The organism is Pseudomonas retamae (genome assembly GCF_043496865.1).
Classification (GTDB): domain Bacteria; phylum Pseudomonadota; class Gammaproteobacteria; order Pseudomonadales; family Pseudomonadaceae; genus Aquipseudomonas; species Aquipseudomonas retamae.
In genome coordinates, this window is sequence record NZ_JBIEIL010000004.1 from 372670 (window position 1) to 393685 (window position 21016).

Here is a 21016-nt window from a genome sequence, read left to right on the forward strand (position 1 = left end):
ACAATGGATCAGCGCTGCACTTTTGCGTCCTGCTTGACCCCTGTGGGAGCGAGCCTGCTCGCGAAAGCAGAGTTTTTGTCACCACATATCCACAACCGGCCTGCTAAGGTTGGCAAGCCCGGCTCCGCCACGGATAATGCCCAGTTTTTCCACCCGCGCACCGATGCGCCCGCCGCGCTTGCGGTCGAAAGAGAAGACCATGAAAGACACCATTCGCCAGCTGATCCAACAAGCCCTCACCCAACTCGTCAACGAAGGTGTGTTGCCTGAAGGCCTGTCGCCGGCGATTCAAGTGGAAAACGCCCGCGACAAGACGCACGGCGACTTCGCCAGCAACATCGCGATGATGCTGGCCAAGCCAGCCGGAATGAAACCGCGCGATCTGGCGGAAAAAATCATCGCCGCGCTGCCGGCTGACGAAAACGTCACCAAGGCGGAAATCGCCGGCCCGGGTTTCATCAACTTCTTCCAGAACACCCAGGCGCTGGCCAACCGTCTCGATGCCGCGCTGGCCGACGCCCATATCGGCGTGCGCAAGGCCGGCCCGGCACAGCGCACCGTGGTTGACCTGTCGGCGCCGAACCTGGCCAAAGAGATGCACGTCGGCCACTTGCGTTCGACCATCATCGGCGACGGCGTCGCTCGCGTCCTCGAATTCCTCGGCGACGAAGTGATCCGCCAGAACCACGTCGGCGACTGGGGCACGCAGTTCGGCATGCTCATGGCCTATCTGCAGGAAAACCCGATCACCAGCGACGAGCTTTCCGATCTGGAAAACTTCTACCGCGCTGCCAAACAGCGTTTCGACGAGTCCGCAGAGTTCGCCGACCGCGCCCGCGGTCTGGTGGTCAAGTTGCAGGCCGGCGATGCCGAGTGTCTGGCGCTGTGGACCCGGTTCAAGGACATTTCGTTGTCGCACTGCCAGAAGATCTACGAACTGCTCAACGTCAAACTGACCATGGCCGACGTGATGGGCGAAAGCGCCTACAACGACGACCTGATCAATGTGGTCAACGACTTGAAAGCTGCGGGCATGCTGGTCGAGAGCAACGGCGCGCAGTGCGTGTTCCTCGACGAGTTCAAGAATGCCGATGGCGATCCGCTGCCGGTGATCATCGTCAAGGCGGACGGCGGTTATCTCTATGCCACCACTGACCTCGCCGCCGTGCGCTACCGCAGCGGCAAGCTGAAAGCCGATCGTGCGTTGTACTTTGTCGACCAGCGTCAGGCCCTGCACTTCCAGCAAGTCTTCGCCGTGGCGCGCAAGGCCGGTTTCGTCACCCATCCGATGGAAATGGAACACATGGGCTTCGGCACCATGAACGGCGCCGATGGCCGTCCGTTCAAGACCCGTGACGGCGGCACCGTGAAGTTGATCGACCTGCTGACCGAAGCGCAGGAACGTGCCTACAACCTGGTCAAAGAGAAAAACCCGGAACTTGCCGAAGACGAATTGCGCAACATCGCCAAAGTCGTCGGCATCGGCGCGGTGAAATACGCTGATCTGTCCAAGCACCGCACCAGCGACTACAGCTTCAACTTCGACCTGATGCTGAACTTCGAAGGCAACACCGCGCCGTACCTGCTGTATGCCTACACCCGCGTCGCCGGTGTGTTCCGCAAACTGGGCAAGGATTTCAGCGAAGTTGACGGCCAGATCGTCCTCGAAGCGGCGCATGAACTGGAACTGGCGGCGAAACTCGCGCAGTTCGGCGAAGTGCTCAACAACGTCTCCGACAAGGGCACGCCGCACATTCTCTGCACGTACCTGTACGACGTCGCCGGCCTGTTCTCCAGCTTCTACGAGAACTGCCCGATCCTCGCCGCCGATACCCCGGCCCAAATGCAGAGCCGTCTGCGTCTGGCCGCACTGACCGGTCGCACCCTCAAGCAAGGCCTGGAGCTGTTGGGTCTGGAAACTCTGGAGCGTATGTAAGTTGGCTGCCAAGAAAAAACCTGCACCCAAGCGCGGCGCCAGCCGCTATCAGGCTCCGGCGAAGCAACCGATTCCGGGTTGGCTGTGGATGGCCATCGGCCTGACGGTCGGCGCGTTCATCGTGTTTTTGATGAAGCTGGAGCCGGGCAAGGGCAGCGACACGGTCAAGCGTGAGAAAGTCGAGCAGGCGCAACAGCAGAAAGCGACGAAAATCGCCGAAGCCAACAAGACCCCGCCGAGCCCGACGCAACCGGTCAAGCCGAAATACGACTTCTACACGCTGCTGCCGGAATCGGAAGTGATCGTGCCGCCGGATGCCGTGCCGGAGAAGACCCTGCCGACGCCACAAGTGCCGGCCATCCCGACCACGCCGGTCACCCCGGCGGAAGCGGCGAAGATCGACACCGCGCGCGCTCAGGCTGCACTGGCCGGGATTACCCCGCCACCCGCGCCACCGGTAAGCAAAGCGGCGCCGGTGACCAAGTTTTTCCTGCAGGCCGGTTCGTTCCGCAAGGAAACCGATGCCGACAAGGTCCGTGCGCAGATCATTCTGCTCGGTCAGGCCGTGGCGGTTGAGTCCGGAACGGTGAAGGATGAAACCTGGTACCGCGTTCTGGTCGGCCCGTTCAGCAACCGCGAACAGCTGACCACCGCGCAGAAACAACTGGCCGGCGCCGGCTTCAGCAACCTGCTGTTACAACAACGCCAGAGCCGCTGATCCAGACAGAATTACCGCGTCGCCAATATTCGCGAGCAGGCTCGCTCCCACAGAAAATGCACAGTACCTGTGGGAGCGAGCCTGCTCGCGAAGGCGTACGCGCAGTCCCCCGCTGCGTTCACCTGGCAAGACACCGCTCGTCCCCTCTCCCGCACCAAGGTTGAAATCCTCTCCAGCACCCCCATATGAATGGGCATAAGGCACTTTCGCCCCGCTGTGTGGAGACTCTTCCCTTGACCACCATCGTTTCAGTCCGCCGTCACGGCAAAGTCGTCATGGGCGGCGACGGCCAGGTTTCTCTCGGCAATACCGTGATGAAAGGCAACGCGAAAAAAGTCCGTCGCCTGTACCACGGCCAGGTCATCGCCGGTTTTGCCGGTGCCACCGCCGACGCCTTTACGCTGTTCGAACGTTTCGAAGGCCAGCTGGAAAAACACCAGGGCCACTTGATCCGCGCCGCCGTCGAACTCGCCAAAGAGTGGCGTACCGACCGCTCCCTGAGCCGCCTCGAAGCGATGCTCGCGGTCGCCAACAAGGATGCCTCGCTGATCATCACCGGCAACGGTGACGTGGTCGAACCCGAAGATGGCCTGATCGCCATGGGTTCCGGCGGTGCTTTCGCCCAGGCCGCAGCCAGCGCCCTGTTGAAAAAGACCGACCTGTCGGCCCGCGAAATCGTCGAGACCGCACTCGGTATCGCCGGCGACATTTGTGTATTCACCAACCACACCCAGACCATTGAGGAGCAGGATCTCGCCGAATAAGCCTGTCGCGGCCTGTGTGCCACGGCTTGTTTGTGCTTGAGGACCGTCAATTACTATGTCCATGACTCCCCGCGAAATCGTCCACGAACTCAATCGCCATATCATCGGCCAGGACGATGCCAAGCGCGCCGTCGCGATTGCCCTGCGCAACCGCTGGCGCCGCATGCAACTGCCTGAAGAGCTGCGCGTTGAAGTGACGCCGAAGAACATCCTGATGATCGGCCCGACCGGTGTCGGTAAAACCGAGATCGCCCGTCGCCTGGCAAAACTGGCCAACGCGCCGTTCATCAAGGTCGAAGCGACCAAATTCACCGAGGTCGGCTACGTCGGCCGCGACGTCGAATCGATCATCCGTGATCTGGCTGACGCTGCGATCAAGATGCTCCGCGAGCAAGAAATGACCCGCGTGCGCCACCGCGCCGAGGACGCAGCCGAGGACCGCATCCTCGACGCGCTGCTGCCACCGGCACGCATGGGCTTCAGCAATGAAGAAGCACCGGCCAGCGATTCCAATACCCGCCAGCTGTTCCGCAAGCGCCTGCGTGAAGGTCAGCTGGACGACAAGGAAATCGAGATCGAAGTCGCCGAAGTATCCGGCATCGAAATCGCCACGCCGCCGGGCATGGAAGAGATGACCAACCAGCTGCAGTCCTTGTTTGCCAACATGGGCAAGGGCAAGAAGAAGTCGCGTAAGCTCAAGGTCAAGGAAGCGCTGAAACTGGTGCGCGACGAAGAAGCCGGGCGTCTGGTCAACGAAGAAGAACTCAAGGCCAAGGCGCTGGAAGCGGTCGAGCAGCACGGCATCGTGTTCATCGACGAGATCGACAAAGTCGCCAAGCGCGGTAACGTCGGCGGCGCCGATGTGTCCCGTGAAGGTGTGCAGCGCGACCTGCTGCCGCTGATCGAAGGCTGCACCGTCAACACCAAGCTGGGCATGGTCAAGACTGACCACATCCTGTTCATCGCTTCCGGTGCGTTCCACCTGAGCAAGCCGAGCGATCTGGTCCCGGAACTGCAAGGCCGTCTGCCGATCCGCGTTGAACTCAAGGCGCTGAGCCCGGAAGACTTCGAGCGCATCCTCAGCGAACCGCACGCCTCGCTCACCGAGCAATACTGCGCGCTGCTGAAAACCGAAGGCCTGCACATCCAGTTCCAGCCGGAAGGCATCAAGCGTCTGGCGGAAATCGCCTGGCAGGTCAACGAAAAGACCGAGAACATCGGTGCCCGTCGCCTGCACACGCTGCTCGAGCGTCTGCTCGAAGAGGTGTCGTTCAGTGCCGGCGATCTGGCCAGCGCCCATGACGACAAGCCGATCCTGATCGACGCCGAATACGTCAACAGCCACCTCGGCGAATTGGCGCAGAACGAAGACCTGTCCCGTTATATCCTGTAAGCCATACTTACAGCGGTAGCGGACCCTGTGGGAGCGAGCCTGCTCGCGAAGAGGCCGTGTCAGTCGGCATCAATGTTGGCTGACACAGCGCTTTCGCGAGCAGGCTCGCTCCCACATTACATCCAGGGTCGCCCACACATCGGAGGCCAGCCCATGAATCGAATTCCCACCGACATCAAACTGCACAAAGCCTCGAAAACGCTGACGCTTACTTACGCGTCCGGTGAAGAATTCACCCTGCCCGCCGAATTCCTGCGCGTGCATTCGCCCTCCGCCGAGGTCCAGGGCCACGGCAAACCGATCCTGCAATTCGGCAAGCTCAACGTTGGCTTGAGCAAGCTGGAACCGGCCGGTCACTACGCACTGAAACTGACCTTCGATGACGGTCATGACAGCGGCTTGTTCACTTGGGATTACCTCTACGAACTCGGCAAACGCCAGAAAGAACTCTGGGACGATTATCTGGCCGAGTTGCGTGCTGCCGGAAAAACCCGCGATCCGAACGAGTCGTTCGTCAAGCTGATGCTCTAGCCCGAGCCTTGCGCTCATTAGAAGGCATTTTCTAACTTCATCTGTTTGAATGCTCCGCTGTATGGCCGAGGATCGGCCTGCTTGCGAAAAAAATTAAACTCGGGTAACCAATGGAGCTGGCAAGTTCCCTGCAATGCTCTACGACTGTAAAGCAGCTATGCAGAATCAACGGTCACCCGAGCAGTAGTACCTGGCATTGGCTGTGGAACTGCACAGCCGCAAACCGGGTACTCGTCTCAGGACAATGGAGCGTCGTAGATGAGTAACAAGAATAACGATGACCTGAAGTATCAAGCCTCGGAAAACACCTTGGGGCTTAATCCCGTCGTTGGGCTGCGCGGAAAGGATCTGCTGGCCTCTGCTCGGATGGTGCTGAAACAGGCCATCAAACAACCGATCCATAGTGTTAAACACGTGACCCATTTCGGCCTTGAGCTGAAGAACGTGCTGTTCGGCAAATCCGAACTGCAACCGGCCGGTGACGACCGTCGCTTCGCCGATCCCGCGTGGAGCCAGAACCCGCTCTACAAACGTTATCTGCAAACCTATCTGGCCTGGCGCAAGGAACTCCATGCCTGGATCGACGACAGCAGCCTGACCCCCAAAGATATCGCCCGTGGCCACTTTGTCATCAACCTGATGACCGAAGCCATGGCGCCGACCAACACCGCGGCCAACCCGGCAGCGGTCAAACGCTTCTTCGAAACCGGCGGCAAGAGCCTGCTCGATGGCCTCTCGCATCTGGCCAAGGATCTGGTGCACAACGGCGGCATGCCGAGCCAGGTCAACATGGGTGCGTTCGAGGTCGGCAAGAGCCTCGGCGTGACCGAAGGCGCGGTGGTGTTTCGCAACGATGTGCTGGAGCTGATCCAGTACCGGCCGATCACCGAGCAGGTCCACGAACGGCCTTTGCTGGTGGTGCCGCCGCAGATCAACAAGTTCTACGTATTCGATTTGAGCCCGGACAAGAGCCTGGCGCGTTTCTGCCTGCGCAATAACGTGCCGACCTTCATCATCAGCTGGCGCAACCCGACCAAGGCTCAGCGTGAGTGGGGCCTGTCGACCTACATCGAGGCGCTGAAAGAAGCGGTCGATGTGGTCACCGCGATCACCGGCAGCAAAGACGTGAACATGCTCGGCGCCTGCTCCGGCGGTATCACTTGCACCGCCCTGCTCGGCCACTACGCGGCGATCGGCGAAAACAAAGTCAACTCACTGACTCTGCTGGTCAGCGTGCTCGATACCACCCTGGACAGCGACGTCGCCCTGTTCGTCGACGAGCAGACTCTGGAAACCGCCAAGCGCCACTCGTATCAGGCCGGCGTGCTCGAAGGCAAGGACATGGCCAAGGTCTTCGCCTGGATGCGCCCCAACGACCTGATCTGGAACTACTGGGTCAACAACTACCTGCTCGGCAACGAGCCGCCGGTGTTCGACATTCTGTTCTGGAATAACGACACCACGCGCTTGCCCGCGGCGTTCCACGGTGACCTGATCGAGATGTTCAAAAACAATCCACTGATCCGCCCCAACGCACTGGAAGTGTGCGGCACGCCGATCGATCTCAAGCAGGTCACCGCCGACATCTTCTCGCTGGCCGGCACCAACGACCACATCACCCCGTGGAAGTCCTGCTACAAGTCGGCGCAGCTGTTCGGCGGAAAAGTTGAATTCGTGTTGTCGAGCAGCGGCCATATCCAGAGCATTCTCAATCCGCCGGGCAATCCGAAATCGCGCTACATGACCAGTGAAGAAATGGCTGCCAATGCCGATGAATGGCAAGAGAACTCGACCAAGCACACCGATTCCTGGTGGCTGCATTGGCAGGCGTGGCTGGCCGAGCGCTCGGGCAACCTGAAAAAGGCCCCGGTGAAACTGGGCAACAAGGCGTATCCGGCGGGCGAGGCTGCGCCGGGTACCTACGTTCATGAAAGATAGCGGCAAGCCACAAGCGACAAGCCGCAAGCTGAGCACATTCTGCTTGAAGCTTGTGGCTTGGAGCTGCTCCTCTCTAACCCGAAGGGTTTGATCCATGCCGCAACCGTTCATATTCCGCACCGTCGATCTGGATGGCCAGACCCTTCGCACGGCGGTGCGTCCCGGCAAGCCGCACTTGACGCCCTTGCTGATTTTCAACGGCATCGGCGCCAACCTGGAGCTGGTGTTTCCGTTCGTCGCGGCGCTGGATCCGGATCTGGAAGTGATCGCCTTCGACGTTCCCGGGGTCGGCGGTTCCTCGACGCCGAACCGGCCGTATCGCTTTCCCGGTCTGGCCAAACTGACGGCGCGGATGCTCGATTACCTCGACTACGGTCAGGTCAACGTCATTGGTGTGTCGTGGGGTGGCGCGCTGGCGCAGCAGTTCGCCTATGACTACCCCGAGCGCTGCAAGAAACTGGTGCTGGCGGCCACCGCCGCCGGTGCGGTGATGGTGCCGGGCAAACCGAAAGTGCTGTGGATGATGGCGAGTCCGCGGCGCTACATTCAGCCGTCCCACGTGATTCGCATCGCACCGATGATCTACGGCGGCTCGTTCCGCCGGGACCCGACGCTGGCGGCCAGCCATGCGGCGAAAGTGCGCTCGGCGGGCAAGCTCGGTTACTACTGGCAGCTGTTCGCCGGCCTCGGCTGGACCAGCATTCACTGGCTGCACAAAATCCACCAGCCGACGCTGGTACTGGCCGGGGATGACGACCCACTGATCCCGCTGATCAACATGCGCGTGCTCGCCTGGCGCATTCCCAATGCGCAGCTGCACATCATCGATGACGGTCATCTGTTCCTGATCACCCGCGCCGAAGCCGTGGCGCCGATCATCATGAAATTCCTTCAGGAGGAACGTCAGCGCGCAGTGATGCATCCGCATCCGACGCCGCTCGGCGGCTAAACGCAGCGGCAGGCTTTATGCAGGGCTTTACCCACAAGTGCGCGGCAGGACGCCGCGCAGGCAGCAACCCGTAACAGCGTCTATGGTGTTCTGGTTCGGTGAGTTTGTTTTTGCCCTGAAGACGAAGGAGTGTTGAGTCATGCGCGACAAACCAGCGACGGGCGTGGTGCCCAGCCCCGCCGTGTTTATCAACGCACAAAGTGCGATCACTGGCCTGCGCGGCCGCGACCTGCTCTCGACCTTGCGCAGCGTCGCCGCCCATGGCTTGCGCAACCCGGTGCACACGGCAAAGCATGCCTTGAAACTGGGCGGCCAATTGGGCCGCGTGCTGCTCGGTGAAACCGTGCACCCGACCCATCCGAACGACAGCCGTTTTGCCGATCCGGCGTGGAGCCTCAACCCGTTCTATCGGCGCAGCCTGCAGGCGTATCTGGCCTGGCAGAAGCAGGTCAAGAGCTGGATCGACGACAGCGACATGAGCCCGGAAGACCGCGCCCGCGCCCAGTTCGTTTTCACCTTGCTCAACGATGCCGTGGCACCGTCCAACACGCTGCTCAATCCGCTGGCGGTCAAGGAGTTGTTCAATTCTGGTGGCCACAGTCTGGTGCGCGGCCTCAGCCATCTGTTCGACGACCTGCTGCACAACGATGGCCTGCCACGTCAGGTCACCCGGCAGGCATTCGAAGTCGGCAAGACCGTCGCCACCACCACCGGCTCGGTGGTGTTTCGCAACGAAATGCTCGAACTGATCCAGTACCGGCCGATGAGCGAAAAGCAGTACGCCAAGCCACTGCTGGTGGTGCCGCCGCAGATCAACAAGTACTACATTTTCGACCTGAGCCCGCACAACAGTTTCGTTCAGTACGCGCTGAAAAACGGCCTGCAGACCTTCATGATCAGCTGGCGCAACCCGGATGTGCGCCATCGCGAATGGGGTCTGTCGAGCTACGTCGAGGCCGTGGAAGAGGCGATGAACATCTGCCGGGCGATCACCGGCGCCCGCGAGGTCAACCTGATGGGCGCCTGCGCCGGCGGCCTGACCATCGCGGCCCTGCAAGGGCATCTGCAGGCCAAGCGACAACTGCGGCGTGTTGCCAGCGCGACGTATCTGGTCAGCCTGCTCGACAGCCAGATCGAAACCCCGGCAACGCTGTTCGTCGATGAACAGACTCTCGAAGCGGCCAAACGGCGTTCTTATCAGCAGGGTGTGCTTGACGGGCGCGACATGGCCAAAGTCTTCGCCTGGATGCGCCCCAACGATCTGATCTGGAGCTACTTCGTCAACAACTACCTGCTGGGCAAGGAGCCGCCGGCCTTCGACATTCTCTACTGGAACAATGACAACACACGCTTGCCGGCAGCGCTGCACGGCGATCTGCTGGATTTTTTCAAACACAACCCGCTGACCCATCCCGGCGGGCTGGAAGTGTGCGGCACGCCGATCGACTTGCAGAAAGTCACGGTCGATAGTTTCAGCGTGGCTGGCATGAACGACCACATCACGCCGTGGGACGCAGTGTATCGCTCGACCCTGCTGCTCGGTGGCGACAAGCGCTTCGTGCTGTCCAACAGTGGCCATGTGCAGAGCATCCTCAATCCGCCGAGCAATCCGAAAGCCAATTATGTCGAAAACGCCAGGATGAGCAGCGACCCGCGCGCCTGGTACTACGACGCCAAACGTGTCGACGGCAGCTGGTGGCCGCAGTGGCTGGATTGGATTCAACAGCGCTCGGGCGCGCAGCACGAAACCCGCATGACCTTGGGCAACCCCAACTATCCGCCGATGGAAGCCGCACCCGGTACCTACGTGCGAGTGCGCTGACGTTCAACGAATTTTTTCTAAGAAGACTGGATGAAAACCCGCGACCGGATTCTCGAATGTGCGCTGCACCTGTTCAACGAAAAGGGCGAACCGAACGTTTCGACCATGGAGGTCGCCAATGAAATGGGAATCAGCCCCGGCAACCTTTACTACCATTTCCACGGCAAGGAACCGCTGATCCTCGGCTTGTTCGAACGCTTCCAGCACGAACTGACACCGCTGCTCGATCCGCCGTCGGATGTTGAGCTGGCACCGGAGGATTATTGGCTGTTTCTGCACCTGATCGTCGAGCGCCTGGCGCAATACCGCTTCCTGTTCCAGGACCTGTCGAACCTCGCCGGGCGCCTGCCGAAACTGGCCAAAGGCATACGTCACCTGCTCAACGCGTTGAAGCGCACGCTGGCGTCATTGCTGGCGCGGTTGAAGGCCGCGGGGCAACTGGTCAGCGATACGCAGGCGTTGGGGCAACTGGTGGAGCAGATAACTCTGACGCTGCTGTTTTCCCTGGACTACCAGCGGATTCTCGATCGTGAAGGTGAGGTGCGTTTGGTGGTGTATCAGATCATGATGCTGGTGGCCCCGCATTTGTTGCCGCCGGTGAAAGTCGCGACGGAGCGGATGGCGCTGCAGTACCTTGAGGATCATGACTGACCCAAGCGCTGCGCCTATTCACAATCCAATGTGGGAGCGAGCCTGCTCGCGAATGCAAACTTCCAGCGGATGCCTGTGTAACTGATCCACCGCTTTCGCGAGCAGGCTCGCTCCCACAGGGACTCGCAGTGATCCAGATAATTTCCACAAACAAAAACGCCCGACCTTCACAGGCCGGGCGTTTTTTGATTTGCCCTGAAATCAGGACTGACTGGATGGCGTCGACGGAGTCGATGCTGCAGTCGGGGTGGCTGCTGCCGTGGGTGCTGCAGCGGAGTTCGCCGCGTTGGCCGGAGCCGTTGGAGCAGTCGATGCAGCAGCGGCCGGTTTTGGCGCAGCGGCTTTCGGTACAGCCGGTTTTTTCACCGCAGGCTTTTTCGCCGCAGCCGGTTTGGCGGCTGGCTTGGCTGCAGGCTTGGCGGTAGCGGTTTTCGCGGCTGGTTTGGCCGCTGGTTTCGCTGCCGCTTTAGCCGCAGGTTTGGCTGCCGGTTTCGCCGCAGCTTTAGCGGCCGCCGGTTTGGCGGAAGCTTTGGCCGCGGGCTTGGCGGCGGCCGTTTTCGCTGCCGGTTTGGCGGCGGCTTTAGCTGCAGGTTTGGCTGCCGCTTTCGCCAGTGGCTTGGCCGCAGTTTTCGCCGCAGGCTTGGCCGCTGCAGTCTTGGCTGCAGGTTTCGCCGCAGCGGTTTTCGCCGCTACAGGCTGGACTTTCAGACCGGTGAGTTTTTCGATCTGTCTGGTCAGCGTATCGACCTTGGCGTTGAGCGCCTTGACCTCATTGCGGCTCGGCACACCGAGGCGTGAAATCGCGCTGTTCAGGCGCTTGTCGAAGGCCCCTTCCAGCTCGTCCCACTTGCCCATGGCGCGATCTTTCACGCCGCTGATGCGCGACTTCGCCGAAGAGGTCGAGTCCTCGACTTTTTTGCCGACCGCGGACTTGGTGAGCTTCTCGGCTTTCTCGCCGTCTTTGACCAATGTGTCGAAGAGCTTGCTGCCGTCAGTGTCGATCTTCGAGTACACGCCTAAACCCGCCAGCCAGATTTTGCGGGAGTACGACTCGACCTTCCCGACCCACGAGCTGCTTTCTTTATCGGTGTTCTTTTTACCAGCCATCCCGTTCTCCTTAAGATTTACGCGCGACGCGTTCGAGCAATGCCGTCAGCTCATCGAGCTTAGCAGAGAGTGTCTCAACGTCATGTTTAGACGGAATGCCGATACGATTCAAGGCGCTTGCTACGCGGCTGTCGAAGGCCTTCTCGACCTTGTCCAGCTGAACTTCGACACGACCTTTGAAAGAGCTGACTTGAGTGGCGGCCTCGTCGATCTCGACGTTGGCCGCGACCAGTTTTTCGGTGACAGCCTTTTTGCCTTTCTTTTCAACGATTTGACCGGCTTCGATCAGCTCCTGAAAGTACTCGCTGCCCTCTTGCCCGACCTTGGCGTAGGCACCCAGGCCAGCCAGCCAGATCTTGCGGGCATAGGATCGGACGTCGCTCAGAGTCGAAGTCGAAGCGTCGATTTTTTTCTTCAAAATAACTTTGGCCATGGTGCACCTCACGCGCAGAAGGTTTGAGGAACTGCCGGACGAGTGTCGGGCTCAGGCACAAAGTAGATAGAAAAATTAGAAAGGGCACCCTAACCAGCGGGAGCAACACTAAACAAATGTGGGAGCGAGCCTGCTCGCGAAAGCGGTTTGTCAGTCACGGATAATCCGACTGAAAGACCGCTTTCGCGAGCAGGCTCGCTCCCACAGGGGACTGGATTTCAATCTGGAAATCAGGCTAGGGCTTTATCCAACGCCTTTTCGATCTCGGCTTTGATCATGCCGCTCATGGCCGACATCATCAGGCCCAGTTCGACGTCGACCCTGATCGAATCGTCCGCTATATGCACTTCGCCTTTCACGCCCGAGCGCTTGAGGTTCAGGGTATCGCCAGACCACTGCGGCTCCAGACCATATTGTTCATTGAGCTTTTTGGCCAGTTTGTCGGCGTTCTCGCGGGCGGCTTCCTTGCCCAGGGTGTGGGCACGCTCAACACTGATTTTGGCCATCGAATGACTCCTGATAGATGAAGGTGTGTCGGTAGATCTTGACCGCCACTGCGGCAAATCGTCCCGAAGGTGGCCCATCTTACCTTTAGCCATTCGAAGACAAAGCATGGCTTGGGGATTAGAATGTCGCGCATTCTCTTTTGGTGACAGCGATATGACTGATCAGCGCAAAGGCAGCGATGCCGAACCCACCACTCACTTCGGCTTCAAAAACGTTCCGGAAAGCCAGAAAGCGGAAAAAGTCGCTGAGGTTTTCCATTCCGTAGCCGCTAAATACGACCTGATGAACGACCTTCTGTCGGGCGGCATGCACCGTCTGTGGAAGCGTTTCGCGATCGAACTGTCCGGCGTACGCAGCGGTAACCGCGTGCTCGACATCGCCGGCGGCACCGGTGACCTGACGCGCAAATTCTCGCACCTGGTCGGCCCGACCGGTCAGGTGGTGCTGGCCGACATCAACGAATCCATGCTCAAGGTCGGCCGTGATCGCCTGCTGGATCTGGGTGTCGCCGGCAACGTCGAATTCGTTCAGGCGGACGCCGAAAAACTGCCGTTCCCGGACAACCATTTCGACTGCGTGACCATCGCCTTCGGCCTGCGCAACGTGACGCACAAAGAGGACGCCCTGCGTTCGATGCTGCGCGTGCTCAAGCCCGGCGGCCGCCTGTTGGTGCTGGAGTTCTCCAAACCGACCAACGCGTTGATGTCGAAAGCCTACGACGCTTATTCGTTCGCCTTCATGCCGCTGATGGGCAAGCTGATCACCAATGACTCGGAAAGCTATCGCTATCTGGCCGAGTCGATCCGCATGCACCCGAATCAGGAAACCCTGAAGTCGATGATGGTCGACGCCGGTTTCGACCGCGTGACCTATCACAACATGACCGCAGGCATCGTTGCCCTGCACCGCGGCATCAAGCCCTGATGTTGCTCACCGGGCTGCTCGCCAGCGTTGAACTCGGTCTCAACCGGGTGCTGCGTCTCGACAGCACGGCGCTGCCGCGACTGGCGCATTTGACCGGCAAGGTGATCGCCGTCGACTGCCGCAGCCCGGCATTGCAGTTGTTCATTCTGCCCAGTGATGAGGGCTTGATGCTCGCTTCGCAGTGGGCAGCCGGCGTCGACTGCACCTTGCGTGCGCCGGCTTCGAGCCTGGTCAAACTGGCCCTGAGCAAAGACAAAACCGCCGTGCTGCACGCGCCGGAAGTCGAACTCGATGGCGACAGCGGCGTGCTGCTGGAGCTGGCCAGTGTGCTGCAGGATCTTGAGTTGGACTGGGAATACGAACTCTCGCGCTGGCTCGGCCCGGTCGCCACGCAATTGCTCGGCGGCCATCTGCGCAGCCGCGCGCGCTGGTATCAGCAAGGATTTGCCAGCCTCAACCAGAACCTCGCCGAATACCTCGCCGAAGAATCGCGCACCCTTGTCGGGCAGCGCGAAGCCGAAGCGCGGTTCAGTGAACTGGACCGGATCAAACTTGATCTGGAACGACTCGAGGCGCGTTTCGAGCGCCTTTCCCGATCCCTCGACCCAAGCGATAACGCATGAAGCTGCTTGCCGTCCGCCGTCTGTTGCGCATCCAGCGCGTCGTGATCCGCTACCGCCTCGATGACCTGCTGTTCGCCCTGCCGCTGCCCTGGTTTCTCCTGGCGCTGCGCTTTGTGCTGCCGTGGCGCTGGTTACCACGCAAACGCCTGGAGCTGAGCCGTGGCGCGTGCCTGCGTCTGGCGTTGCAGGATCTGGGGCCGATCTTCATCAAGTTCGGGCAGATTCTTTCGACCCGCCGCGACCTGCTGCCGGAAGACATCGCCGATGAGCTGATGCTCCTGCAGGACCGGGTACCGCCGTTCGATTCGCAGCTGTCGGTCAAGCTCATCGAAGAACAGCTGGGCAAGAAGATCAGCGAAGTGTTCAGCCGTTTCGACGTCGAGCCACTGGCCTCGGCTTCGGTGGCGCAGGTGCATGCCGCGCAGTTGAAGTCCGGTGAAGAAGTGGTGGTCAAGGTGATCCGCCCGGGTCTGAAACCGATCATCGCGCAAGACCTGGCGTGGCTGTTCATCCTCGCTCGCGCGGCTGAAAAACTCTCGGCCGATGCGCGTCTGCTGCACCCGGTCGATGTGGTGCTGGATTACGAAAAAACCATTTACGACGAACTCGATCTGCTGCGTGAGGCGGCCAACGCCAGCCAGCTGCGGCGCAATTTTGAAGGCTCGTCACTGCTCTATGTGCCACAAGTCTACTGGGACTGGTGCCGGCCGAAAGTGCTGGTGATGGAGCGCATCTACGGCATTCAGGTCACCGATCTGGCGACCCTTGCCGACCAGCGCACCGACATGAAAATGCTCGCCGAGCGTGGCGTGGAGATCTTCTTCACCCAAGTGTTTCGCGACAGCTTCTTCCACGCCGACATGCACCCGGGCAACATCTTCGTCAGCACCGTCAACCCGTGGAGCCCGCAGTACATCGCAATCGACTGCGGCATCGTCGGCAGCCTGACCCCGGAAGACCAGGATTATCTGGCGCGTAACCTGTTCGCCTTCTTCAAGCGTGATTACCGTCGCGTGGCGCAATTGCACATCGATTCGGGCTGGGTGCCGGCGGAAACCAAGCTCAACGAATTCGAAGCGGCGATCCGCACAGTCTGCGAACCGATCTTCGAAAAACCGTTAAAAGATATTTCATTCGGTCAGGTGCTCATGCGCCTGTTCCAGACTGCACGGCGCTTCAACATGGAAGTGCAGCCGCAGTTGGTGCTGTTGCAAAAGACCCTGCTGAATATCGAAGGCCTCGGGCGTCAGCTGTACCCGGATCTGGATCTGTGGAACACCGCGCAGCCGTTCCTCGAACGCTGGATGCGCGAGCGCGTCAGCCCGAAAGCCTTGCTGGGCAACGTGCAGAGCCAGTTCGAGCAGATACCGCACCTGGCCAACATGGCCCGCGACCTGCTCGAACGCATGTCGCAGCCGCACGCCAACGACCCGCCGCCGCCATGGCATCGACGCAAGGACGACTGGTTCCTGCGCCTGCTCGGTTGCGCGCATCTGGCCGGCGGGGCGATCCTTGCCGCCGGTGGCCCACTGACCGATTGGGCGCACTGGCCAGCGGGAATCATGGTGGCCGTCGGCTTGTATCTGGTCGTTCGCCGATAGCACGAATCAGCTGCAAGTTATAAGCTGCAAGCCTTGAGCTTGACGATACAGGTCCACCGCAACCTGCTTTTACTTGCAGCTTGAAGCTTGCAACTCGAAGCTGCTTTCAGGAACTGAAGATGAAAAACTGGCTGGACGAGATCAAGTGGGACGCTGACGGCCTGGTGCCGGCAATTGCCCAGGATCACAAGACCGGACGCGTGCTGATGATGGCGTGGATGAACCGCGAAGCGCTCGAACTGACCGCCGCGGAGAATCGTGCAATCTACTGGTCACGTTCCCGTGGCAAGCTGTGGCGCAAGGGCGAGGAGTCCGGCCATGTACAGACCCTGCATGAAATGCGTCTGGACTGTGACGCCGACGTGATCATCCTGATGGTTGAACAGATCGGCGACATCGCTTGCCATACCGGCCGTCAAAGCTGCTTTTACCGCGTCTTCGAAAACGGCGACTGGAAGACAGTCGACCCGGTGCTGAAAGACCCGCACGCTATTTATTCCGCAGGACACAAACATGAGTGACACACTCACCCGTCTGGCCGAAGTGCTCGAAGAGCGCAAAGGCGCAGCCGCCGACAGTTCGTATGTCGCCAGCCTGTACCACAAGGGGCTGAACAAGATTCTGGAGAAGGTCGGCGAAGAGTCGGTCGAAACCATTATCGCCGCCAAGGATGCCGCCATCAGCGGCGACTGCAGCGATGTCATCTACGAGACCGCCGACCTGTGGTTCCACAGCATGGTCATGCTTGCCCAACTGGGGCAGCATCCGCAGGCCGTGCTGGATGAACTGGATCGCCGCTTCGGCCTGTCCGGACACGTCGAGAAAGCCTCGCGTCCGTCCGCCTGAACAACTATTCGAGAGGAACAGCAACATGGGCATTTTTGACTGGAAACACTGGATCGTCATCCTGGTTGTCGTGGTGCTGGTGTTCGGCACCAAGAAACTGAAAAACCTCGGTACCGACGTTGGCGAGTCGATCAAGGGCTTCCGCAAGGCCATGAACGACGACGAAAAACCTGCCGAACCGAGCGTGACCCCGCCGGCGCAGCCAGTGCCGCCGGTACAGCCGCAGACCACCGCGCAGGCCAACCCGCCGCACACCATCGACGTGCAGGCGCAGAAAGTCGAAGAGCCGATCCGCAAAGACGTGTGAGCACTGACTAATGTTTGGTATCAGCTTCTCTGAACTGCTGCTCGTCGGCCTCGTCGCCCTGCTGGTGCTGGGCCCCGAGCGTCTGCCGGGCGCTGCGCGCACCGCCGGCCTGTGGGTCGGTCGGCTGAAGCGCAGCTTCAACGCGATCAAACAGGAAGTTGAACGTGAAATTGGTGCCGACGAAATCCGCCGGCAGCTGCACAACGAGCACATCCTCTCGCTGGAGCAGGAGGCGCGGAAGATTTTCAGCCCGGTTCAGCAAGAGACGACGCCGGTTGAACACGTGGGCGAGCAGACGATTCATGCGCCTGCTGCACCTGCATCTGCACCGACGCCTGTAGCCGTTGCGCCGACAGAACCGGCGCCTGCTGTAGCAGACTCCTCGGTTGAACACATAGCCCCAACCGCCGCGCCGACTGCACCAGCGCCTCACGACCCAACATTGCCGCCGCGAGCCCCATGAGCGATCTTCCGGAAAACGACCAGCACATGCCGCTGGTTTCGCACCTCACCGAGTTGCGCACCCGCCTGCTGCGTTGCGTGGCGGCGATCTTCATCATTTTTGCCGGGCTATTCGCCTTCACCCAGCAGATCTACACCTTCGTCTCGACGCCGTTGCGCCAGTACCTGCCGGTCGGCGCGACGATGATCGCCACCGACGTGTCGTCGCCGTTCCTGACGCCGCTGAAACTGACGATGATGGTCTCGCTGTTCCTGGCAATCCCGGTGATCCTGCATCAGATCTGGGGCTTCATCGCGCCGGGCCTGTACAAGCACGAGAAGCGCATCGCGGTGCCGTTGCTGGTGTCCAGCATTCTGCTGTTCTACACCGGCATGGCGTTCGCCTATTACTTCGTCTTCCCGCTGATCTTCAAATTCTTCGCCGCTGCCACCCCGGCCGGTGTGGAAATGATGACCGACATCGCCAGTTACCTCGATTTCGTCATGACGCTGTTCTTCGCCTTCGGCGTCGCCTTCGAGATCCCGGTGGCCGTGGTCCTGCTGGTGTGGATCGGCGTGGTCGACGTCGCGTACCTGAAGAAGATCCGCCCGTACGTGATCATCGGCTGTTTCGTGGTCGGCATGATCCTCACGCCGCCAGACATCTTCTCGCAGACCCTGCTGGCCGTGCCGATGTGGATGCTGTTCGAGATCGGCATTCTGTTCGGCGGTCTGATCAGCAAGCGCGAACGCACGGAAGACAACCCGGCCGACGATCACAACGACCAGCCGCCAGCGACCCAGGCATGAACCTGCTGCTGCTCGAAGAAGCCGACTTCATCGCGGCCGACCGCGTGGTCCTGCGTGATCGGCGCTTGACCCATATGCAGGAAGTCCATCGTTCGCAAGTTGGCGACAGCCTGCGCGTCGGGCGCATCAACGGGCTGATGGGCTCAGCTGAACTGCTGCGCCTCGACGCAGGCGAAGCCGAGCTGCGCGTCAGCCTCGATCAGCCGCCGCCGGCGAAACTGCCACTGACCCTGGTGCTGGCGCTGCCACGGCCGAAAATGCTCCGGCGGGTATTTCAGACCGTGGCGACCATGGGCGTCTCGAAGGTGATTCTGGTCAACAGCTACCGGGTCGAGAAAAGCTTCTGGCAGACACCGTTTCTCGAGCCCGAAGCGATTCGTGAGCAACTGATCCTCGGCCTCGAACAGGCCCGCGACACGGTGCTGCCGGAGATCATCATCGAGAAGCGCTTCAAGCCTTTCGTTGAAGATCGGCTGCCCGCGATCAGCGACGGCACCCTTGGCCTGGTCGGCCATCCGGGCAATTACCCGCCCTGCCCGCGAGCGCTGAGTGAACCGGTGACCCTGGCGATCGGCCCGGAAGGCGGCTGGATCCCTTACGAGATCGATCTGCTGGCCAAATCCGGTCTGCAACCCGTGCAACTGGGTGAGCGTATCCTGCGCGTCGAAACTGCCGTCACCGCCCTGCTCGCCCGCTTGTTCTGACTTTTCGCCCCAGACAGATGGTGTTACAGATTGCCATCATCCAGCCGATACATTACCCATAAGTCCAATTTAGTGGTCCGAAGGGAGTGGTCGCATGTACCGTTGGTTAGCCGAAAGTCTTGGGAACGTCAGCGTCAAACGCAAGCTGGGCATCGGCTTCGGCCTGGTGCTGTTACTGACGCTATTGATCACGTTCACCGGCTGGACCGGTATGAGCGGCATCATCAGCCGCGGCGATAAACTCGGTTTCATCTCCAGCCTCAACGAGCTGACCAAGGACCTGCGCCTGGCGCGCATGGACTACGACATGCGCCGTGGCGATCAGGGGCCAGGCGCGGTCAATGAATTGCTGGCCAAGCTGGACAGCGGTCTGCGAGAGGCGCGCGGCATGATCGAACAGCCCGCCGATGCGGCAATGGTCGATCAGCAACTGGCCGCCGTGGCCGAGTACAAGCGCGCCTTCGGTGACATGACCCAGGCCACCGTGCAGCGTGAGGACGCCCGCAGCAAGCTGGGCGCGAATGCCGACAACGCCGTGGCCAAGGTCGGCGAAGTCGAGCAGGCGCTGTTGCAAGGTGACAGCGTGGCGCAATACAACGCGGTGATCGAGCTGAGCAAACTGTTGCAGCAGGCGCGTTATCAGGTGCGCGGCTACACCTACAGTGGCAAGGCCGATGCCGAGCAACCAGCGCTGACCGCGATCGAAAACGCCCTGAAAAACCTCGAAAGCCTGCCAAGCCGCGTGCCGGAACAGCACATCGCCAACTTGCAGCAGGCCACCGACTCGCTCAAAGCCTACCGCGCCGCCGTCAGCCAGTTTCGCGACTCGCAGGTGAAAAATGCCGCTGCGCTGACGGCCATGTCGGCACAAGGCGACATTTTGATCGCCGTCAGCAAGAAGCTCACCGAATCGCAAACCGTGGTGCGTGATACCGATGCCGCACACGCCAAGAACATGCTGCTGGTCGCCACCGCGCTGGCGTTGATCTTCGGTTTGATCGCTGCCCTGGCGATCACCCGGCAGATCATCATTCCGCTGAACCAGACCCTGCAAGTCGCCGAGCGCGTCGCTGCCGGCGATCTCACTCAAAACCTGGTCTCCCTGCGCCGCGACGAACTCGGCCAGCTGCAGCGCTCGATGCAAAGCATGACCCAAGGCCTGCGCGAGTTGATCGGTGGCATCAGCGATGGCGTCACCCAGATCGCCAGCGCCGCCGAAGAGCTGTCGGCGGTGACCGAGCAGACCAGCGCCGGGGTTAACAATCAAAAGGTCGAGACCGATCAGGTCGCCACCGCCATGAATGAAATGGCCGCCACCGTGCAGGAAGTCGCACGCAACGCCGAAGAAGCCTCGGAAGCCGCTGTCGCGGCCGACCAGCAGGCCCGCGAAGGCGACAAGGTGGTCGGTGAAGCCATTGCGCAGATCGAGCGCCTGGCCGCTGAAGTCAGCCACTCCACCGAGGCGATGGGCGAGCTCAAGCGCGAAAGCGACAAGATCGGCAGCGTCCTTGACGTGATCAAATCCGTCGCCCAGCAAACCAACCTGCTGGCGCTCAACGCCGCCATCGAAGCGGCCCGTGCCGGCGAGGCCGGTCGCGGTTTCGCCGTAGTGGCTGATGAGGTGCGCAGCCTTGCCCAGCGCACGCAGAAGTCCACTGAAGAGATTGAAGAACTGATCGTCGGCCTGCAAAACGGCACCCAGCAAGTGGCAACGATCATGGACAACAGCCGCACCCTGACCGACAGCAGCGTCGAACTGACCCGCCGCGCCGGCGGCTCGCTGGAAAGCATCACCCGTACCGTCTCGGCGATCCAGGCGATGAACCAGCAGATCGCCGCCGCCGCCGAGCAGCAAAGCGCAGTGGCCGAAGAGATCAACCGCAGCGTGCTGAATGTTCGCGATGTGTCGGACCAGACCTCGGCGGCAAGTGAAGAAACAGCGGCGTCGAGCGTTGAGCTGGCGCGGTTAGGGACACATTTGCAGACGCTGGTGGGCCGGTTCAAGGTTTAA

23 protein-coding genes and 1 pseudogene are annotated in these 21016 nt (G+C 60.7%); 20 read left to right on the forward strand and 4 right to left on the reverse strand.

The window, feature by feature from the left end:
* Positions 1-78 precede the first annotated feature (78 nt).
* A complete protein-coding gene (locus ACGSLL_RS10430; RefSeq protein ID WP_258450780.1) occupies positions 79-201 on the reverse strand; it encodes a hypothetical protein in 123 nt (40 codons plus the stop codon).
* Here ACGSLL_RS10430 and argS point away from each other — a divergent pair.
* The 9 genes from argS (at position 200) to ACGSLL_RS10475 (ending at position 10702) form a co-directional block, all read left to right on the forward strand.
* Positions 200-1936 carry an arginine--tRNA ligase gene (gene argS, locus ACGSLL_RS10435; RefSeq protein WP_394505527.1) on the forward strand — a complete coding sequence of 579 codons (1737 nt, stop codon included), beginning with the start codon at positions 200-202 and terminating at the stop codon, positions 1934-1936. The two genes, ACGSLL_RS10430 and argS, sit on opposite strands and share 2 nt — an antisense overlap.
* A gap of 1 nt (position 1937) precedes the next feature.
* Positions 1938-2654, forward strand: coding sequence for an SPOR domain-containing protein (locus tag ACGSLL_RS10440; RefSeq protein WP_203420403.1), 717 nt, complete (start codon positions 1938-1940; stop codon positions 2652-2654).
* Between the two features lie 233 nt (positions 2655-2887).
* Entirely contained in the window at positions 2888-3418 is a 531-nt protein-coding gene (hslV, locus tag ACGSLL_RS10445) for an ATP-dependent protease subunit HslV (protein WP_090280391.1), read from the forward strand.
* A 55-nt stretch (positions 3419-3473) separates the two neighbouring features.
* Positions 3474-4811, forward strand: coding sequence for an ATP-dependent protease ATPase subunit HslU (gene hslU / locus ACGSLL_RS10450; protein WP_090280386.1), 1338 nt, complete (start codon positions 3474-3476; stop codon positions 4809-4811).
* A gap of 153 nt (positions 4812-4964) precedes the next feature.
* Positions 4965-5342: a gamma-butyrobetaine hydroxylase family protein gene (locus ACGSLL_RS10455; protein WP_394505530.1), complete on the forward strand. Its 378-nt coding sequence runs from the start codon at positions 4965-4967 to the stop codon at positions 5340-5342.
* A gap of 258 nt (positions 5343-5600) precedes the next feature.
* A complete protein-coding gene (gene phaC, locus ACGSLL_RS10460) occupies positions 5601-7280 on the forward strand; it encodes a class II poly(R)-hydroxyalkanoic acid synthase (protein WP_394505532.1) in 1680 nt (559 codons plus the stop codon).
* 94 nt (positions 7281-7374) lie between these two features.
* Positions 7375-8229 carry a poly(3-hydroxyalkanoate) depolymerase gene (gene phaZ / locus ACGSLL_RS10465; RefSeq protein ID WP_090280374.1) on the forward strand — a complete coding sequence of 285 codons (855 nt, stop codon included), beginning with the start codon at positions 7375-7377 and terminating at the stop codon, positions 8227-8229.
* A 139-nt stretch (positions 8230-8368) separates the two neighbouring features.
* Positions 8369-10051, forward strand: a complete 1683-nt coding sequence (gene phaC, locus ACGSLL_RS10470; protein ID WP_394505535.1) for a class II poly(R)-hydroxyalkanoic acid synthase — start codon at positions 8369-8371, stop codon at positions 10049-10051.
* Positions 10052-10081: 30 nt separating this feature from the next.
* Complete coding sequence (locus tag ACGSLL_RS10475; RefSeq protein WP_394505537.1) at positions 10082-10702, forward strand: TetR/AcrR family transcriptional regulator; 621 nt, start codon at positions 10082-10084, stop codon at positions 10700-10702.
* Between the two features lie 201 nt (positions 10703-10903).
* Here the strand turns inward: ACGSLL_RS10475 and ACGSLL_RS10480 are convergent, their stop codons facing one another.
* The 3 genes from ACGSLL_RS10480 to ACGSLL_RS10490 all read right to left on the reverse strand — a co-directional run bounded on the left by ACGSLL_RS10480 (position 10904) and on the right by ACGSLL_RS10490 (position 12748).
* Positions 10904-11809, reverse strand: a complete 906-nt coding sequence (locus tag ACGSLL_RS10480; RefSeq protein WP_394505539.1) for a phasin family protein — start codon at positions 11807-11809, stop codon at positions 10904-10906.
* Between the two features lie 10 nt (positions 11810-11819).
* Positions 11820-12242 (reverse strand): phasin family protein, encoded by a 423-nt coding sequence (locus ACGSLL_RS10485; protein ID WP_394505541.1) that lies wholly within the window; start codon positions 12240-12242, stop codon positions 11820-11822.
* Between the two features lie 230 nt (positions 12243-12472).
* The gene (locus ACGSLL_RS10490; RefSeq protein ID WP_394505543.1) at positions 12473-12748 is read right to left on the reverse strand and encodes a polyhydroxyalkanoic acid system family protein; all 276 of its coding nucleotides are present in this window, start codon (positions 12746-12748) and stop codon (positions 12473-12475) included.
* Positions 12749-12902: 154 nt separating this feature from the next.
* Between ACGSLL_RS10490 and ubiE the strand changes: the two genes are divergently transcribed.
* The 11 genes and pseudogenes from ubiE (at position 12903) to ACGSLL_RS10545 (ending at position 21016) form a co-directional block, all read left to right on the forward strand.
* A complete protein-coding gene (ubiE, locus tag ACGSLL_RS10495) occupies positions 12903-13673 on the forward strand; it encodes a bifunctional demethylmenaquinone methyltransferase/2-methoxy-6-polyprenyl-1,4-benzoquinol methylase UbiE (RefSeq protein ID WP_186531921.1) in 771 nt (256 codons plus the stop codon).
* Positions 13673-14296: a ubiquinone biosynthesis accessory factor UbiJ gene (locus tag ACGSLL_RS10500; RefSeq protein WP_394505546.1), complete on the forward strand. Its 624-nt coding sequence runs from the start codon at positions 13673-13675 to the stop codon at positions 14294-14296. The genes ubiE and ACGSLL_RS10500 overlap by 1 nt, the downstream gene beginning before the upstream one ends.
* Complete coding sequence (gene ubiB / locus ACGSLL_RS10505) at positions 14293-15897, forward strand: ubiquinone biosynthesis regulatory protein kinase UbiB (protein WP_093105832.1); 1605 nt, start codon at positions 14293-14295, stop codon at positions 15895-15897. The genes ACGSLL_RS10500 and ubiB overlap by 4 nt, the downstream gene beginning before the upstream one ends.
* A gap of 119 nt (positions 15898-16016) precedes the next feature.
* On the forward strand, positions 16017-16418 hold the full coding sequence (hisI, locus tag ACGSLL_RS10510; protein ID WP_007909357.1) for a phosphoribosyl-AMP cyclohydrolase: 402 nt from the start codon (positions 16017-16019) through the stop codon (positions 16416-16418).
* Positions 16411-16743 (forward strand): phosphoribosyl-ATP diphosphatase, encoded by a 333-nt coding sequence (locus ACGSLL_RS10515; RefSeq protein ID WP_007909355.1) that lies wholly within the window; start codon positions 16411-16413, stop codon positions 16741-16743. The genes hisI and ACGSLL_RS10515 overlap by 8 nt, the downstream gene beginning before the upstream one ends.
* 25 nt (positions 16744-16768) lie before the next feature.
* Entirely contained in the window at positions 16769-17050 is a 282-nt protein-coding gene (locus ACGSLL_RS10520; protein ID WP_090280346.1) for a twin-arginine translocase TatA/TatE family subunit, read from the forward strand.
* 10 nt (positions 17051-17060) lie between these two features.
* Positions 17061-17513, forward strand: a complete 453-nt coding sequence (tatB, locus tag ACGSLL_RS10525; RefSeq protein WP_394505551.1) for a Sec-independent protein translocase protein TatB — start codon at positions 17061-17063, stop codon at positions 17511-17513.
* Positions 17510-18301 (forward strand): twin-arginine translocase subunit TatC, encoded by a 792-nt coding sequence (gene tatC / locus ACGSLL_RS10530; protein WP_394505553.1) that lies wholly within the window; start codon positions 17510-17512, stop codon positions 18299-18301. The genes tatB and tatC overlap by 4 nt, the downstream gene beginning before the upstream one ends.
* On the forward strand, positions 18298-19005 hold the full coding sequence (locus ACGSLL_RS10535; protein ID WP_394505555.1) for a 16S rRNA (uracil(1498)-N(3))-methyltransferase: 708 nt from the start codon (positions 18298-18300) through the stop codon (positions 19003-19005). The genes tatC and ACGSLL_RS10535 overlap by 4 nt, the downstream gene beginning before the upstream one ends.
* A 211-nt stretch (positions 19006-19216) precedes the next feature.
* Positions 19217-20161: pseudogene (locus tag ACGSLL_RS10540) on the forward strand (methyl-accepting chemotaxis protein); the annotation flags it as partial.
* A 141-nt stretch (positions 20162-20302) separates the two neighbouring features.
* Entirely contained in the window at positions 20303-21016 is a 714-nt protein-coding gene (locus ACGSLL_RS10545) for a methyl-accepting chemotaxis protein (protein WP_394505909.1), read from the forward strand.

Coding starts and splice junctions, on each gene's coding strand:
- phaC (WP_394505532.1), top strand. CDS start 5,601: ATGAGTAACAAGAATAACGATGACCTGAAGTATCAAGCCTCGGAAAAC.
- ACGSLL_RS10545 (WP_394505909.1), top strand. CDS start 20,303: ATGAATGAAATGGCCGCCACCGTGCAGGAAGTCGCACGCAACGCCGAA.
- ACGSLL_RS10535 (WP_394505555.1), top strand. CDS start 18,298: ATGAACCTGCTGCTGCTCGAAGAAGCCGACTTCATCGCGGCCGACCGC.
- ubiE (WP_186531921.1), top strand. CDS start 12,903: ATGACTGATCAGCGCAAAGGCAGCGATGCCGAACCCACCACTCACTTC.
- argS (WP_394505527.1), top strand. CDS start 200: ATGAAAGACACCATTCGCCAGCTGATCCAACAAGCCCTCACCCAACTC.
- ACGSLL_RS10475 (WP_394505537.1), top strand. CDS start 10,082: ATGAAAACCCGCGACCGGATTCTCGAATGTGCGCTGCACCTGTTCAAC.
- ACGSLL_RS10515 (WP_007909355.1), top strand. CDS start 16,411: ATGAGTGACACACTCACCCGTCTGGCCGAAGTGCTCGAAGAGCGCAAA.
- hisI (WP_007909357.1), top strand. CDS start 16,017: ATGAAAAACTGGCTGGACGAGATCAAGTGGGACGCTGACGGCCTGGTG.
- ACGSLL_RS10430 (WP_258450780.1), bottom strand. CDS start 201: ATGGTCTTCTCTTTCGACCGCAAGCGCGGCGGGCGCATCGGTGCGCGG.
- ACGSLL_RS10500 (WP_394505546.1), top strand. CDS start 13,673: ATGTTGCTCACCGGGCTGCTCGCCAGCGTTGAACTCGGTCTCAACCGG.
- ACGSLL_RS10490 (WP_394505543.1), bottom strand. CDS start 12,748: ATGGCCAAAATCAGTGTTGAGCGTGCCCACACCCTGGGCAAGGAAGCC.
- ACGSLL_RS10480 (WP_394505539.1), bottom strand. CDS start 11,809: ATGGCTGGTAAAAAGAACACCGATAAAGAAAGCAGCTCGTGGGTCGGG.
- phaC (WP_394505535.1), top strand. CDS start 8,369: ATGCGCGACAAACCAGCGACGGGCGTGGTGCCCAGCCCCGCCGTGTTT.
- ACGSLL_RS10485 (WP_394505541.1), bottom strand. CDS start 12,242: ATGGCCAAAGTTATTTTGAAGAAAAAAATCGACGCTTCGACTTCGACT.
- ACGSLL_RS10520 (WP_090280346.1), top strand. CDS start 16,769: ATGGGCATTTTTGACTGGAAACACTGGATCGTCATCCTGGTTGTCGTG.
- phaZ (WP_090280374.1), top strand. CDS start 7,375: ATGCCGCAACCGTTCATATTCCGCACCGTCGATCTGGATGGCCAGACC.
- hslU (WP_090280386.1), top strand. CDS start 3,474: ATGTCCATGACTCCCCGCGAAATCGTCCACGAACTCAATCGCCATATC.
- tatC (WP_394505553.1), top strand. CDS start 17,510: ATGAGCGATCTTCCGGAAAACGACCAGCACATGCCGCTGGTTTCGCAC.
- ACGSLL_RS10455 (WP_394505530.1), top strand. CDS start 4,965: ATGAATCGAATTCCCACCGACATCAAACTGCACAAAGCCTCGAAAACG.
- ubiB (WP_093105832.1), top strand. CDS start 14,293: ATGAAGCTGCTTGCCGTCCGCCGTCTGTTGCGCATCCAGCGCGTCGTG.
- tatB (WP_394505551.1), top strand. CDS start 17,061: ATGTTTGGTATCAGCTTCTCTGAACTGCTGCTCGTCGGCCTCGTCGCC.